Below are 15,471 nucleotides of genomic sequence, written 5' to 3' on the forward strand. Positions count from 1 at the left end.
TCGAGCTGGCTGTATTCGACGAAAGTACCGCAGTCACGACAGGCCCTGAGGTCCGATACTTCGGGGGGTCGCTCGTCCGGGTTGGTGGGACGCGCGGGCGGAAACAGAGAACGCAGCCCGCGGTACACCAAATAGCCGAGGACGAGCAGTAGCAGTAGACGTAGCATGGAACGAACGCGGTCAGAGAATTCCGGTATTGTGCGCGCTGCGCCAATCCTCTGGAACTTCGGGCGCGCGATCGATCGGGATCACTCAGCAGGGAGACTGCATGAATCTGCACGAATACCAGGCCAAGGAGCTCTTTGAGCGCTACGGCATTCCTGTTCCGAAGGGCAAGCTCGCCGATCAGCCGAATGCCGTGCGCCAGGCTGCCAAGGAACTTGGTGGCCGCGTTGTCGTCAAGGCACAGGTTCATGCCGGCGGCCGTGGCAAGGCGGGCGGCGTGAAGCTGGTGGACGACCCGGATGCGGCCTCGGATGCAGCCAACGCCATGCTCGGCGAGCGGCTGGTCACGCATCAGACCGGGCCCGGTGGCCTGCCAATCGGTAGCGTCTGGGTGGAAGAGCCTTCCGAAATTGCGCGCGAGCTGTACCTCTCGGCCCTGGTGGATCGTGGCTCGGAGCGCATCGTGTTCATGGCCTCGCCTGACGGCGGCATGGACATCGAGGAAGTGGCCGCCAAGACGCCGGAGCGGATTCGTTCGGTGTACGTGGATCCCGCGGCGGGTCTGCAGGCCTTTCAGGCGCGCGAGCTGGGCTTCTTCCTGGATCTGAACAAGGAGCAAGTGGGCCAGTTCACGCGCATTCTCGATGGTCTCTATCGTCTGTTCACCGAGCTGGATGCCAGCCTGGTCGAGATCAATCCGCTGATCGTGACCGGCACGGGTGACCTGCGCGCCCTCGATGCGAAGCTGAATTTTGACGATAACGCGCTATTCCGCCACAAGGAGATCGCCGCCATGCGCGATCTCAGCCAGGAAGACGAGCGCGAGCGTATCGCGCTGCAGCACGATCTGAACTACGTGCCTCTCGACGGCAATATCGGCTGCATGGTCAACGGCGCCGGTCTGGCCATGGCGACGATGGACATCATCCAGTTGCACGGCGGCGCGCCGGCCAACTTCCTCGACGTGGGCGGTGGTGCTACCGCCGAGCGCGTCACCAACGCCTTCAAGCTGATCACCAGCTCCTCCGACGTCAAGGCCATTCTGGTCAATATCTTCGGCGGCATCGTGCGCTGCGACCTGATCGCCGAGGGCATCATCGAAGCCGTCAAGCAGGTCGGCCTCAAGGTTCCGGTGGTCGCCCGCCTGCAGGGTACGAATATGGAAAAGGGGCAGGAGCTGCTGCGCAACAGCGGACTCAAGATCACCCCGGTCGATGACCTCACCGAAGCGGCCGAGACGGTCGTTGCACTTGCCCGCAAGGAAGGCTGAATCGTGAGCATTCTCGTAGATAGCAAGACGCGCGTGATCTGCCAGGGTTTCACTGGCAAGCAGGGCACCTTTCACGCCGAGCAGTCCCTGAGTTACGGCACCAATCTGGTGGGCGGCGTCAGCCCCGGCAAGGGCGGCACCAAGCATCTCGACAAGCCGGTGTTCAACACCTGCCACGACGCCGTGCGCGAGACCGGCGCCGAGGCGTCGATGATCTACGTGCCGGCCGCCGGTGCAGCCGACGCCATCCTTGAGGCCGCAGACGCCGGAGTGAAGGTGATCGTCTGCATCACCGAAGGCATTCCGGTCCTCGACATGGTGCGCGTCAAGGCCGCGCTCAAGAATTATCCGGACGCCATCCTCATCGGTCCCAACTGCCCGGGCATCATCACGCCGGACAGCTGCAAGATCGGCATCATGCCGGGCCACATCCACAAGGCGGGTCGGGTCGGTATCGTCTCGCGTTCCGGCACGCTGACCTACGAAGCCGTCTGGCAGACCACACAGAATGGTCTGGGGCAGTCCACCTGCGTCGGTATCGGCGGCGACCCGGTTCGCGGCATGGGATTCATCGATTGCATCAAGCTCTTCGAGGAGGATCCGCAGACCGAGGCCGTGATCATGGTCGGTGAGATTGGTGGCACCTCTGAGGAAGAAGCCGCCGAGTACATCAAGGCGCATATCAGCAAGCCGGTGGTTGCCTACATCGCCGGTGTGACGGCCCCGCCGGGCAAGCGCATGGGGCACGCCGGTGCCATTGTGTCTGGTGGCAAGGGCACAGCCGACGACAAGTTTGCGGCCCTCGAAGCGGCGGGTGTCACTACGGTGCGCTCGCCGGCCGATCTGGGTGCCGCCATCGCCAAGGAGCTCGGCGCCTAGCGACGTCGCTGGATTCCCGGCCAGATGCCGAACAGTCTGCGCATCGTCGTTGTCCAGCGCCCCTTCTGTGTTGGGGACGTTTCGGGCAACGCCGATGCGATCATTGCCGACGCTGCGCGTGCACGTACCGAGCACGCGGCGGACGTCGTGGTCTTTCCCGAACTCGCATTGGTGGGTTATCCACCGGATGACCTCCTGTTGCGTACCGGTCTCCCTGACGCCGTGCGCGATGCGCAGGCGCGCATCGCCGCCTCAGTTCCTGGCGAGGTCACCGTGGTCTACGGCCACCCCAGCTACGAAGAGGGTGTCTGCCGCAACAGCGCCAGTGTGGTGCAGGGCGGCGTGCAGTGTGCGACCACGCACAAGCAGGCGCTGCCGAACTACGGTGTCTTCGACGAAAAGCGGCATTTCTCGGCGGGCGACCGCTCGCTATGCTTCGACTGCAAGGGGGTCCGCATCGGCCTGCTGGTGTGCGAAGACCTGTGGGTGCCGGAGCCGAGCGCGCAGGCGCTCGCTGACGGTGCCGAGCTGCTGATCAGCATCAACGCCTCGCCCTATACGCGCGGCAAGGCGCAGCAGCGTGCGGAGATCATCCGCAGCCGCGGACGGGAAACACGGCTGCCCATCGTCTACGCGAATCTGGTGGGTGGCCAGGATGACCTGCTGTTCGACGGCGCCTCGCAGGCCATCGACGCCCATGGCAACAGCTGCTTCGTGGCGCCCTCCTTCGCCGATGGGCTCTACACCCTTCACTTCTCCGAAGGTCAACTCCAGGGGCCGATCTGCGAGGGCGAGGAGTCGCTGGGCGTGCTCTATCAGGGGTTGGTGCGCGCGGTGCGCGACTATGTCGACCGCAATGGCTTTCCTGGTGCCATTGTGGGGTTGTCCGGCGGGATCGACTCGGCACTGGTGGCTGCGCTGGCCAGCGATGCGCTCGGGCCCGAACGGGTGCGCACCGTTGCCATGCCCTCGCGCTATACCGCGGATATGTCGAACGACGACGCCGCCGAACAGGCGCGCCGGCTCGGCACGCGGCATTCGGTCATCCCGGTGGAGCCCGCATTCACGGCTTACAGCGACATGCTGGCCGAGTCCTTTGCCGGACGCACTGCGGATGTCACCGAGGAGAATCTGCAGTCGCGCATTCGCGGCACCTTGCTGATGGCACTCTCTAACAAGTTCGGCAACGTGGTGTTGACCACCGGCAACAAGTCCGAAATGGCCGTGGGATACGCCACGCTCTACGGCGATATGTGTGGCGGCTTTGCGCCTCTCAAGGATGTCTACAAGGGGGATGTCTGGCGTCTGGCGCGTTGGCGCAATCGCGAGCAGGAGGTGATCCCGCAGCGCGTGATCGACCGTCCGCCCAGTGCCGAACTCCGCGCCGACCAGACCGACGAGGACTCACTCCCGCCTTACAGCGTGCTTGACGAAGTGCTGCGCCTCTATGTCGAAGAGCAGTGCGCCGCGGCCGATATCGTTGCGCGCGGCTTTGACCCCGAGGTTGTGGAGCAGATCACCGCTCTGGTGCGTCGCGCCGAATACAAGCGGCGGCAGGCGCCGCCAGGGCCCAAGGTCACGCCGGTGGCTTTCGGCCGTGACCGGCGCTTTCCGATCACGGCTCGCTACGACGCACTCTAGGCAGGCTTCAGCCTGCCGGCATGGCCTCGGGCGCGGGGGCGCCGGAGGCCTGGGTCTTGCCGCCGAATGGCCACAGCATTTTCCACCAGGGCTGTTCTGGCTCCACCGGCACGCGCTTGGCGCGTTCCGGCTCGACTTGCGCCAGCAGCTTGCGCGCCTGCTCGGCCTGTTCGCGCAGCCCCAATTCGCCATAGGAGCGCGCCAGCATCTCCACTGCATCGAGGGTGGCGGGCGCCCCGGGGTACTCGGCGATGACGTCCTCAGCGCGCCGGGCGGCGGCCAGCCAGGCACCGCGGTCGAAGTAGTAGCGCACCACGTGCATTTCGTTGCTGGCGATGCGGTTGCGCAGGTAGATCATGCGCTGGCGTGCGTCTGCCACAAAGGGGCTGTCGGGATAGCGGCCGATGAGCTGGGAAAAGTCATCGAATGCGCGCCGCAGGGAGGCGACATCGCGCTTGGTGGTGTCGACCAGATCCGAACCGTCGAAGAAACTCTTGTTGCGCTCGAAATTGATCATCCCGCGCAGATAGAGCATGTAGGGCACGGCGTCGTCGCGGGGGTGCTCGCGCAGAAAGCGATCCGCTTCGGCGATGGCCTGTTCCGGTTGGAAGCTGCGGTAGTGCGCGAACACGCTTTCCAGCTGTGCCTGCGTGGCAAAGTCGGAGAAGGGGTAGCGGGCCCGCAACTGCTCGTACTGTTCCAGCGCACCCAGATAGTCGCCGCTGTCGAGGCGGCCGCGCGCGGATCGATAGAGTTCATCCGCCTCCAGCCGTAGTTCCCGCTGGCTGAGCCGGTTGGAATCACTGAAGGGGTTGTCGACGATGGGCGGCGGCGTCCCGTCGCTCGCGCAGGCGGCGAGCAGGGTGCTGGTGCACAATACGGCGATCGTGCGTCTGGCGTGCGATATCAAGCGCGCAACGGTCATAGTGAAGAGGCTCTAGTGGAGCAATCGGGCAGTATATCGGAGGCAGCCGAAGTGCCTGAAACGCTAGCCGGCAAGCGCCTGGACGCGGTTGCCGCGCAGCTGTTTCCAGACTATTCCCGCGCTCGGCTGCAGGCCTGGATACAGGTCGGACGGCTGCGCGTCAATGGTGCTGTCGCCTCGCGGCCGCGCGTCGCGGTGGCAGCCGGGGATCGGCTCGACCTCGACCCGGAACCTCTAGCCGACGAGTCGGATGGTGAGCGCGCCCAGGCGATCGCTCTCGACGTGCTGTACGAGGATGCGGATCTGGCGGTGATCAACAAGCCCGCGGGGCTCACGGTTCATCCGGGGGCGGGCATCGCCGACGGTACGCTGCAGAATGCCTTGCTCTACCGTTATCCGGAGTCGGTCGACCTGCCGCGCGCCGGCATCATTCACCGGCTCGACAAACACACCAGCGGCATCATGGTGGTGGCACGCAGTCTGCGCGCCCACACCCATCTGGTGCGCATGATGCAGACGCGGGACATTCATCGCGGGTACGAGGCCATCGTCTGGGGGCGCCTGGTCTCCGGCGGTACGGTGGACGCCCCCATCGGCCGCGATCCGCGCTCGCGGACCCGCATGGCAGTGAATGAATCCGGGCGCAATGCCGTGACGCACTACCGTATCCAGCAGCGCTTCGCCTGGCACACACTGCTGGATGTCCAGCTCGAAACGGGTCGCACACACCAGATCCGCGTCCATATGCGTCATATCCACCATCCCATCGTCGGCGATGACGCTTACGGTGGGCGCCGTGGCCATGGCAAGGGCATTCCCCAGGTGTTGCGGGATCATCTCGAGACTTTTCCGCGGCAGGCACTGCATGCCCGGCGTCTGCAATTTGCCCATCCCGTACACGGGACGCCGATTGATCTCGCTGCCCCCATTCCCGCGGACTTCCGCGTCCTCGTCGAGGCCCTGGCGCAGCACGCCCCGGATCGCGGCGCCTGAGCCTGATGATGGCTGATGATCCATTGCTGCTCTGGCCGGCCTGGCCGGCGCCCGGCAATGTCCGCGCCTGCATGTCAACGCGACTGGGCGGCGTCAGCGAGGGGGCCTACGCCAGCCTGAACCTGGGGCTGCACAGCGGGGACGCCCCGACCCGCGTGCAGGAGAACCGGAAGCGGCTGATGCATGCGGCGGCCGTTCCCACGGAGCCCCGGTGGCTGAAGCAGGTCCACGGCACCCATGTCGAAGCGGCCCATACCCTCGACGCCGGAGCGACACCCGAAGCCGATGGCACCTGGACCGATCGGGCGCAAGTTCCCTGTGTCGTGATGGCGGCGGACTGTCTTCCTGTGCTGCTGGCGCATCGCGACGGCACGGCGGTGGCTGCCGTGCACGCGGGCTGGCGCGGCCTTGCTGCCGGCGTGCTGGAGGCGGGGTTGGCCGCATTGCCTGGCAATGCTCGTGATTACATCGCCTGGCTGGGCGCGCGCATCGGCCCACAGGCCTTTGTCGTGCGCGAGGACGTCCGTGCCGCCTTCCAGGGGCAGAACGACGAGGCGGCTTTCGAAGCACTTGCCGGGGGCCAATGGCGGGCGGATCTGGGCCGGCTTGCCGCGCTCCGCCTGCGCGCGCAGGGCGTGGCGGTGTATGACAGCGGCCTCTGCACGGCAAGTGATCCGGAGCATTACTTCTCACATCGGCGCGATGGCAAATGCGGGCGCATGGCTGCCCTTATCTGGCGTGCGCATTGAGGTGCTGCATCCTGCCGTGTGTCGCCTCATGAATAATCACGAGGCGAAACTTATTGCGGTGGTGCAGAGGCTTCTGCTAAAACCTTGAACATTCTATGAAGTGCCGCCAACGCACGGATGGCGGCCATGCTCGACACGGATGTTGGGCACCGTTCAAGGTTCTCGGGGGAGACATTGCATGTCTGCATCAGTCAAGGGTGTTCGCGCGGTATTCTGTCGTCTGGGTGTGATAGCACTGGCCGCTGGCGTCAGCGCTCCGGCCGCGGCTATCGAAATGCCGATTGGCGACTACACCGAAATCTCGCTGTCCAATCTCTTCACGGTCGGTGCGCGCTGGCGTACGCAGGGTCGTGACCCGTCGCTGGTCAGCAAGTCGACCCTGAACCCAGGGATCTGTGTGTTCCGCACCCAGGGCGACTTCGACAGCCCGGACCGCATGTTCATGGGCGACACCTGTAGCGCGACCATCGATGATCCGGAGTTTGGCGACGCCAACCAGCGCTACCTGGCACAGCCCGGCAGTTTTGGCCCCAACGCGGATAACGGCAACACCAACTTCGATAAGGGCGACATTGTCAACGCAGCCGCCAAGCTGCAGACCGACATCCGCTTTACCCTGCCCGTTGCGGGTATCGATTTCGACTTTTTCGCGCGCACCCTGGTGCTCTTCGATGACACCTACGTCGATCTCGACGAGACCAATTTCGATACGACTCACCTTCCACGCCGAACCCCGTTTGCCAATGCCGGTAAAAGCCGTTTAGGCGCCAGCACACAGTTGCTGGACGGCTTCGTTTCTTTCGACCTGCCCTTCATCGGAGACCGCTATCTCACAATGAAGGTGGGTCGCCAGGTCATCAACTGGGGCGAGTCGGCCTTCCTGGTCTCCAACAGCCTGAACTTCATCAACCCGCCGAATCAGGCCTTGTTGCGCGTGCCCGGATTCGATATCGCGGAACTGTTGCGGCCGCAGGGCATGGTACAGGTGCAGACCCGGCTGTTCGGCGATGTGTCGCTGGAGGCCTTCTATCAGTATGAGTTCCGCCCAGTCGTGGTCGATCCAGTAGGCAGCTTCTTCTCGCAAAGCGACATTGTGGGTGACGGTGGCCGAGGTGCGATGCTGGCCTTTGGTAAGTCACCCGAGGATCCGCTGCAGCTCTACGAGCCCTACCGCAACCCGGAGGATCCAGCGGCGATTCTCGGCTCCACCTCCTCCCGCTTTGTGCCGCGCGACTACGCTGAGGAAAACCGTCGCGAACCCAGCGATACCGGCCAGTACGGCTTCGCTCTCCGTCAGTTCTTCCCGGACCTGATTGGCGGGACCGAGATCGGCTTGTACTTTGCGAACTATCACAACCGCTTCCCCGTGGTGAGCGCAACGGCCGCAGATGCAACCTGTATTGGCAGCGGGGGGTCGGTTGGTGGTGTGCAGCTGCCCGACCCATTGCAAGGCCTGGTGGATACGGTGGTGGGTTCATTGCCGGCCAATCCGGCGACCAACCTTGTGCAGCTGCTGGCCGATTGCGACGAGGTGGCTATTGCCAACAACCTCGCCGCCTCGCAGGGCCTGGGCTCCTTTGCTCCAGCCGATCAGGAAGCCTTGCCTTTGGACTCGGCCCGCGTCTTCCTGGAATACCCGGAGGACATCAAGCTCTACGGCATCTCCTTCAACACCAATATCTTCGGCACCGCTTTCTCGGGTGAGTACGCCTACCGTCCACGCCTGCCGACCCAGATCCATTCCACCGACCTGGTCTTTGCTGCGCTGCAGCCCGCCTTCCCCGAACAGGATCTCGATCTCGGCATTGCGACCCTGCCTGGGCGGCGGACCGCAGTCCCGGACTTCATCTCGCAGTTCCGCGGCGAGCCGATCGAAGCCAACCAATATGTTCGTGGTTTCGAGTACCTGAAGACCGGACAGCTCAACCTGAACTTCATCCGCTTCGTGGGTGGTAGCGGCAACCCCATCGGCGCGACCCAGGTCACCCTGTTGCTGGAGGTCGGGCTGCAGCACGTCATCGATATGCCGAAGCTGGATGAACTCCAGTTCAACGGCGGTCAGGCTGACACGCACATCTCGCACGGTGCCGATGGCAGCCGAGGCATTCAGCCTGCCGATCAGCGTCCGCAGGATCCAGGTGATCCCAACAACCCGGACAACTTCGAGCGCCGCGGCCGCCAAAACCCGACCGCCATCGCGGATCTGGATACCTTCGGCACGGATGTCTCCTACGGCTATCGCGCCGTCATCCTGCCGCGTTATGACAACCTCTTCCTGGGGATGAACGTGAGCCCGTTGCTGGCCTTTTTCCATGATGTGGAAGGTACGACCCCGGGTATTGGCGGCAATTTCATTGAAGGTCGTCAGCAGGTGATTGCTGGTCTGTCCTTCGACTATCTGAACGCGTTCGAAGCGAACGTACGCTACACTTGGTTTACCGGTGGTGGTAGCCGAGATCTTCAGCGGGATCGCGATAACGTTCAGTTCTTCCTCGGCTACGAGTTCTGATCGTCGTTACTGGAACAACAATGCGCAACGCGCGACGTTGCGTCAGGGTGCGAGATATGACGAGCAATTTCTGGAAGCCGGTCTTCCGACCGGCTGTTGGGGTGGTTTTCGCGTGTGCGCTACCGCTCACTGCCGCAGCGCAGATGGGGGGCAAAGTGGACTTTGACGCCCTCCCACCGCAGACCTACGACGCGGAAATCATGCCGCGAGCGGATGAGGATCTTGCCCTGGATGTCACCTGGACGGGCTCGCGCTATATCGCCGTTGGCGATCGCGGCCATGTGCTCGTTTCCTCGGACGGCAAGGATTGGGTACAGATCCCCATGCCTACACGGGCGGCATTGACCTCGCTCTACTTTGTCGACGAGGACCACGGCTGGGCCGTGGGGCACGATGCCGTCATTCTGCACACGACCGATGGCGGCCGGAATTGGGAGCTGCAGCAGTTCGAACCTGGCCTCGAGGAACCGCTGCACGATGTCTTCTTCCTGGATCGTGAACGCGGTCTTGCGGTAGGCGCCTATGGCCTCGCCTTCAAGACCGAAGATGGTGGTGAGACCTGGGAAGACTACGAAGCGCCCGCTATTCGTGACGACGAGTTCCACATCAATCGCATCTTCCCGCTCAGCGATGGCCGCCTCTTCGCCGTGGGCGAGTACGGCATGCTCGCCGTGGCCGATGGCTGGGACGGCGAATGGCGCCGTCTGCAACCGCCCTACGACAGCTCCTTCTTTGGCGGCATGGCGCTGAAGGACGGTGGCGTACTGGTCTATGGACTGCGCGGCACCGCCTATATCTCCCGCGACCTGTCGGAAGTGCCCGATATCGATCCGGATTTCGATCCGGTGCTCGGCGGTGGCGAGTCGCTGATTGGCAAGGGTTGGACCGAGATCGAGACTGGTACGACGAATTCGATGTTTGGAGGCGTGGATATCCCCGACGGCGGCTACGTCCTTGTGGGCTTGAATGGCGAAATACTGCGCCTGTCCCCCGAACTGACGGTGAAGGCCCGCAAGAATACCGAGTCCGAGTCGCCGCTGTCAGCAGCGCAGCTCGGCCCCAATAGCGAGCTGATTCTCGTCGGGGAAGGCGGGATCGAAAGCGCCCAGCTGCCCTGAGTCGCGCTTCGCGCACTGCAGGCAATTAAACGACGATACGGGAACCCTCAACGATGGCCGCAGAAAAACCGAGTTCGCCGACGACCGAAAAAATTCTGGACTTCCTGGTCCCTCTGATCTACGGCAAGCGCCTTCTGCTGTTGCTGGTGCTGATCGGCCTGACCGTATTCTTTGGCTATCAGACGGCCCAGGTTCGACCGGATGCGGGTTTCGACAAGTCGATTCCGCTCGAGCACCCCTACATGGAGGTGTACAAGCAGTACGAGAAGCAGTTCGGTGGCGCCAACCAGGTTCTGGTCGCGCTCATCCAGCAGAATGACGAGGACATCTATAACGAGAAGTTCCTCGGTCGGCTGAAGGAAGTGACCGACGAAGTCTTCTTCCTCGAAGGCGTCGACCGCTCTCGCGTGTCCTCCCTGTTCACGCCCGATGTGCGCTACCTCGAAGTGGTGGAGGGCGGCTTCCAGGGCGGCAACGTCATTCCGGCTGACTATCAGCCCACTGAAGAGATGTTCGAGACCGTGCGCAACAACGTCGCACGTGCCGGCATCGTCGGGCGTTATACGACCAAGGATCAGACTGGCGCGATGATCTACGCCGAGCTGGTCGAGACCGACCCGGTCACCGGCGAGAAGCTGAATTATTCGCAGGTTGCCGACAGCCTCGAGCAGATCCGCGAGAAGTACGAAGACGACGAAATCAAGGTCCACATCATTGGCTTCGCCAAGGTCGTCGGCAATGTCACTGACGCGACCCTGGAAGTGGCCGGCTTCTTCCTGATCGCGCTGATCGGTACCGCGCTGGCGCTGTGGTGGTACACCGGCAGCGCCATGCTGGCCACAATCTCCCTGGTGTCATCGATCATCGCGGTGATCTGGGAGTTTGGCCTGCTGCACAGTTTCGGTTTCGGGCTGGATCCTTTCGCCATCCTGGTGCCCTTCCTCATCCTCGCGGTCAGTACCTCGCACGGCGTGCAGTACACCAATACCTGGGCCGACCAGGTACTTAAGGGGATGAACGGCTACGACGCCTCGGTGGAGACCTTCCGCCGACTTGCGATTCCCGGAACGATCGCGCTGATCACCGACATGACGGGCTTCCTCACGATCCAGTTCGTGCCCATCGACATCGTGCGCGAGATGTCGTGGAACGCCGCCTTCGGCATGATGGCGGTAATCATCACCAATAAGGTGTTGCTCCCGATCTGGTTGTCCTATCTGACGATCAAGGATCAGGAAGGCTTCGCAGCCCAGCGCCAGCGCAAGATGGAGGCCAGCGACAAGATCTGGCGCCCGATGACCATCATCACGACCACGCCGGTGGCCGGTGGCCTGCTGGTTCTGGCGACGGTCGTGCTGGGCGCCTCGATCTATCTGCAGCAGAACCGCATCATCGGCGACGCCGATGCGGGCGTGCCCGAGCTGCGTCCGGATTCGCGCTATAACCAGGATTCCCGCGCCATTGCCCGTAATTTCGAGATGGGAACCGACATCCTGCGCGTGGTGGCTGAAACCGATCCCGAAGCCTGCATCCAGTACGACGTGATGGAGCAGATCGATCGCTTCGGCTGGCATATGCGCAACGTCGATGGTGTGCAGTCCACGGTCTCGCTGCCGCAGGTGGCGCGCCAGGTGAATGCGGCCTTCTCCGAGGCCAATCCGATGTACAGCGTGCTGCCGCGCAATCGCTACACCATGGTGCAGGCCATTACGCCGGTGCCGACCTCCTCCGGTCTGCTCAACCCGGACTGTTCCGCGATGGCAGTGCTGATCTTCACCGAGGATCACAAGGCGGAAACCATCGAACGCGTCCTTAACGCGGTGGAACGCTTTGATCAGGAGAATGCGGAGACCTACTTCAAGGTGGCGGAGCACGATGTCGACATGGCTTACTGCGACGCGCGCACCGAGGCGCGGCGTGAAATCGGTCGCCGTCAGCAGGAGCTGCGTCAATACCGCAGCAAGATGCACGCCCAGGGCCTGAGCGATGTCGACATCGAGGCGACCGACCGCTTCACTGCGCTGACCCAGCAGATCGAGCAGGCAGAAAAGGCACACGCCGAATACAACAAGACCTGCCCGGTCAATTTCGCCTTGGCGTCAGGCAACGTCGGCGTCATGGGCGCCACCAATGAAGTGGTACACGAGAAGGAATTCGCGACCATCTTCTGGGTCTACGTCACCATCACCATCTTCCTGCTGCTGTCCTATCAGACGGTGGCAGCCGTGGTGGCCGTCGTCACGCCACTACTGATGGTCACCTTCCTGGCCAATGCGCTGATGGCGATTTTCGAAATCGGCCTGAAGACGGCGACCTTGCCCGTGGTCGCTCTGGCGGTCGGTATCGGTGTGGACTACGGCATCTACATCTATGACGTCATCGAACGTGAGGTGAAGCAGAACGGCAAGAGTCTGCGGCAGGCCTATCTGGACACACTGCGTCAGACCGGCAAGGCCGTTGTCTTCACCGGCGTCTGCTTGTCCGGCGGTGTCGCGACCTGGTTGTTCTCGGACCTGCAGTTCCAGCGCGACATGGGCCTGCTGCTCGTCTTCATGTTCTCGGCGAATATGCTGGGCGCGGTGCTGCTCTGCCCGGCACTATGCCGTTTTGTCCTGCCGCTGAACGCGGAGGCCGAACGCGCCGACAAGGAGTCGGGCGGACGGCTTGTCTAGACCGATCGTCCAGGCTTGATGCACAAAGGGCCATCGCAGTGCGATGGCCCTTTGCTTTGGGGCGCCGTGTAGGCCTGTTAACGTTCAGTTGATCGCGGCGCGTCTACGCTGGAGGCGTAAATGGCGTGGCTATGGTGTTCCGCCGGCTCCCATAGGGCGATGCCGCGGCCAATCGCCACATCGTCGATGAGATCGTTGCGCGATGTCGCCCCCGTGGCGGTTTCCACAAAGGCCGCTTCCAGCGTGCGGATGAGGGCGCGGACGTTGCCATGCCAGCGGCAATCACGGATGCGCTGCCAAGCAGCCGGATCGACGCCCGTGGGCGGATCCCAGGTGGTGCAGGGAGACGCCAGGCGGGCAAGCGTGGTGGCTGTCACCGCGATGAGGTCCTCTTCGCGCTCGCACAACTCCGGAACCTGCAGCGTGGCCGCCCCCAGCCGCGTGAACTCGTCGATGTTCACAGAACTGAGCAGATGCTCCCAGCTTCGGTTAGTGGCAAAGATGAGGGCGCACTTGAGGGGGCGCTTGGCCGCCGCGCCGTAGGGCATGTACTGCCCGTTGTCGAGGGCCTCCATCAGCGTTTCCATCACTGCGCCCATCACGCCGTGGCTTTCGTCAAGAAAGCAGACGCCGTCCTGCGCGATGTCGAAGGCACCCGCGCGTGCGCCAGCGCCCGGAAAGGCGCCCGGCACATGTCCGCAGAGCAGGGACTTGACCGCGGACTTGTCGCCGGTGTCCTCGGCGAGCAGGTTGACGGATACGAAGCGTCCCTTGCGGCGGCTCAGGTAATAGTAGTAAGCGAGTGAAGTCTTGCCGCTGCCGGGGCCGCCCAGAAGATAGGCGCGCGTGATGCCGTTGTCGGCAAAGGCACGGATGCGTCGGATCAAATCCTGAATCTGCGGGCTGAAGGTGAAGAAGCTGCTCTTCGGCGCGTTCTCGATTTCGGTACTTTGCGGCATGCGGATGACGTTGCATTCCTGCACGGGAATCAGGCGCCGCGGCAACTGCTCGATGACCTCAATGATCGTGCTTGCGACCATGAGGCGCGTCCCCACGAGCCGCTCGCTTTCGGCGCGTTGGCTGAGCCAGCGCCCGAGCGCGGCCAATGCCGAGGGTTGCACCACGAGGATCAGCGTCGTGGTGCCGCCGCCCTCGCGTACCTGCTGCACGGCATCGGCAAGCCGGTCCATTGCTTGCGCGTCGGCAAACAAGGCAAGGACGAACTGCGCGTTGGCGAGGTCGCGCCCCTTGATGGCGGCGCTATCTCGCAAAGTGCAGCGCGCGTTCTCAGGCAATACCGCCTGCAGCGCACGTTGATCCTCGGCCGTCGCGTGCCTGCCATCGTCGACCGCGATCAGAAAATTGCCTTGCTGTGGTCCTGCACCGGCGTCAATGGCCGGACGTTGCTTACGCGCGAACACGGAACTCTCCGGTGATTCCAGATTGGTAGCCTGCATCCTGAACCGTGCGTCACCTCAGCACAATGCGCGCCGGACGAGCCGGAAGAGCGGCCCGACAAACGGGCGTCCGCGCGTCGAAGGGGGTGCAGAAAAAAGCTAGCCTTCCGGTGTGCGGCCCTCGCCGGGAGCCGTCGGCACCGAGTGCAGGCTTTCCGAGTGCAGATCGCAGGCGGTGAGCCGATTGCCCCAGACGCAGCCGGTATCCAGGCCGAGCACGCGGTACTGCGGCCACTTCACTGTTCCCAGTGTCGACCAATGGCCAAAGAACACCCGACTCTGTGCCGGGCGATGATGAGGTGCGGCGAACCAGGGAATGCACCCCTCCGGTGGGGACTCGGCGCTGCCTTTGGCCTTCAGCATGAGCGCATGCTGCTTGCGATGGACAAAGCGCATGCGCGTGAAGCTGTTGACCGCAAAGCGCTGCCGCGCCTCCGCCGAAGTGCAGTCGCGCCAGCGGGAAGGTTCATTGCCGTACATGCGGGCAAAAAAGGCCGTGCGCTGCGTGCCAGCCAGCTCGGCTTCCACTTCCCGTGCGCAAAGCGTGGCGGTGTCCAGGTCCCAGTCCGGGTGCAGGCCCGCGTGGACGATGCAGTCATCGCCGCGCCTCAGAAGCAAAGGCTGGCGAGCGAGCCAGTCGAGCAGGCTTGTGCGGTCTCGTGCGCGCAGAATATCGTCCAAGGTATCGCCGTCATTGGCCTTGCGCTTGCCAGCCGCCACGGCGAGCAGATGGAGATCATGGTTACCAAGTACGCACTGCGCCGAACCGCGCTCGCACTGCTCTTGTACCCAGCGCAGGCAGGCCTCGGAACCAGGGCCGCGGTTAACCAGATCGCCCACGAAAATGAGTTCGTCGCTGCGCGATTCGAAGGCAATCTGGTCGAGCAAGCGCATCAAGCTGTCGTAGCACCCTTGCAGGTCGCCGATGATCCACGTCGTCATCGCCCAAGCCTATCAATTGCCGCTGATCATGGGGCCTCGACCTTATGTACCGGTCGCCACCATGTAACAGCAAGTGTGGAACGAGACTTGCCGTTGTGGTCGCGTATTCTTGGCTTTCCCACCCCATGCCGCCATCTCATGACCACCTGCT

At 63.3% G+C, this 15,471-nt stretch carries 11 protein-coding genes; 8 read left to right on the forward strand and 3 right to left on the reverse strand.

All coding sequences use genetic code 11. The annotated features are described in order from the left end of the window. Positions 1-268 precede the first annotated feature (268 nt). From sucC to ACOOFO_RS03210, 3 genes are read left to right on the forward strand one after another with little or no spacing between them, the layout of a single operon-like run. Positions 269-1,435: an ADP-forming succinate--CoA ligase subunit beta gene (gene sucC, locus ACOOFO_RS03200; RefSeq protein WP_420428219.1), complete on the forward strand. Its 1,167-nt coding sequence runs from the start codon at positions 269-271 to the stop codon at positions 1,433-1,435. A 3-nt stretch (positions 1,436-1,438) separates the two neighbouring features. Beyond that, entirely contained in the window at positions 1,439-2,314 is an 876-nt protein-coding gene (sucD, locus tag ACOOFO_RS03205; RefSeq protein ID WP_420428220.1) for a succinate--CoA ligase subunit alpha, read from the forward strand. A 24-nt stretch (positions 2,315-2,338) separates the two neighbouring features. Then, entirely contained in the window at positions 2,339-3,955 is a 1,617-nt protein-coding gene (locus ACOOFO_RS03210; protein ID WP_420428221.1) for an NAD+ synthase, read from the forward strand. 7 nt (positions 3,956-3,962) lie between these two features. Here ACOOFO_RS03210 and ACOOFO_RS03215 read toward each other — a convergent pair whose 3' ends face one another. Next, complete coding sequence (locus ACOOFO_RS03215; RefSeq protein WP_420428222.1) at positions 3,963-4,880, reverse strand: outer membrane protein assembly factor BamD; 918 nt, start codon at positions 4,878-4,880, stop codon at positions 3,963-3,965. Between the two features lie 33 nt (positions 4,881-4,913). On the opposite strand from ACOOFO_RS03215, the gene rluD reads away from it, so the two are divergent. The 5 genes from rluD to ACOOFO_RS03240 all read left to right on the forward strand — a co-directional run bounded on the left by rluD (position 4,914) and on the right by ACOOFO_RS03240 (position 12,921). Continuing rightward, positions 4,914-5,873: a 23S rRNA pseudouridine(1911/1915/1917) synthase RluD gene (gene rluD / locus ACOOFO_RS03220; RefSeq protein ID WP_420429623.1), complete on the forward strand. Its 960-nt coding sequence runs from the start codon at positions 4,914-4,916 to the stop codon at positions 5,871-5,873. An 8-nt stretch (positions 5,874-5,881) separates the two neighbouring features. After that, the gene (gene pgeF / locus ACOOFO_RS03225; protein ID WP_420429625.1) at positions 5,882-6,622 is read left to right on the forward strand and encodes a peptidoglycan editing factor PgeF; all 741 of its coding nucleotides are present in this window, start codon (positions 5,882-5,884) and stop codon (positions 6,620-6,622) included. A 178-nt stretch (positions 6,623-6,800) separates the two neighbouring features. Then, on the forward strand, positions 6,801-9,131 hold the full coding sequence (locus ACOOFO_RS03230; RefSeq protein WP_420428223.1) for a DUF1302 domain-containing protein: 2,331 nt from the start codon (positions 6,801-6,803) through the stop codon (positions 9,129-9,131). A 56-nt stretch (positions 9,132-9,187) separates the two neighbouring features. Next, complete coding sequence (locus ACOOFO_RS03235) at positions 9,188-10,249, forward strand: WD40/YVTN/BNR-like repeat-containing protein (RefSeq protein ID WP_420428224.1); 1,062 nt, start codon at positions 9,188-9,190, stop codon at positions 10,247-10,249. 53 nt (positions 10,250-10,302) lie between these two features. Then, positions 10,303-12,921: an efflux RND transporter permease subunit gene (locus tag ACOOFO_RS03240; protein WP_420428225.1), complete on the forward strand. Its 2,619-nt coding sequence runs from the start codon at positions 10,303-10,305 to the stop codon at positions 12,919-12,921. 77 nt (positions 12,922-12,998) lie between these two features. On the opposite strand, the gene ACOOFO_RS03245 is transcribed toward ACOOFO_RS03240, so the two are convergent. Together ACOOFO_RS03245 and ACOOFO_RS03250 are read right to left on the reverse strand one after the other, a co-directional pair. Beyond that, the gene (locus ACOOFO_RS03245) at positions 12,999-14,342 is read right to left on the reverse strand and encodes a sigma 54-interacting transcriptional regulator (protein WP_420428226.1); all 1,344 of its coding nucleotides are present in this window, start codon (positions 14,340-14,342) and stop codon (positions 12,999-13,001) included. Positions 14,343-14,477: 135 nt separating this feature from the next. After that, positions 14,478-15,320, reverse strand: a complete 843-nt coding sequence (locus ACOOFO_RS03250; protein WP_420428227.1) for a symmetrical bis(5'-nucleosyl)-tetraphosphatase — start codon at positions 15,318-15,320, stop codon at positions 14,478-14,480. Between the last annotated feature and the right edge of the window lie 151 nt (positions 15,321-15,471).

This window comes from Algiphilus sp. (genome assembly GCF_965216485.1).
GTDB lineage: Bacteria > Pseudomonadota > Gammaproteobacteria > Nevskiales > Nevskiaceae > Algiphilus.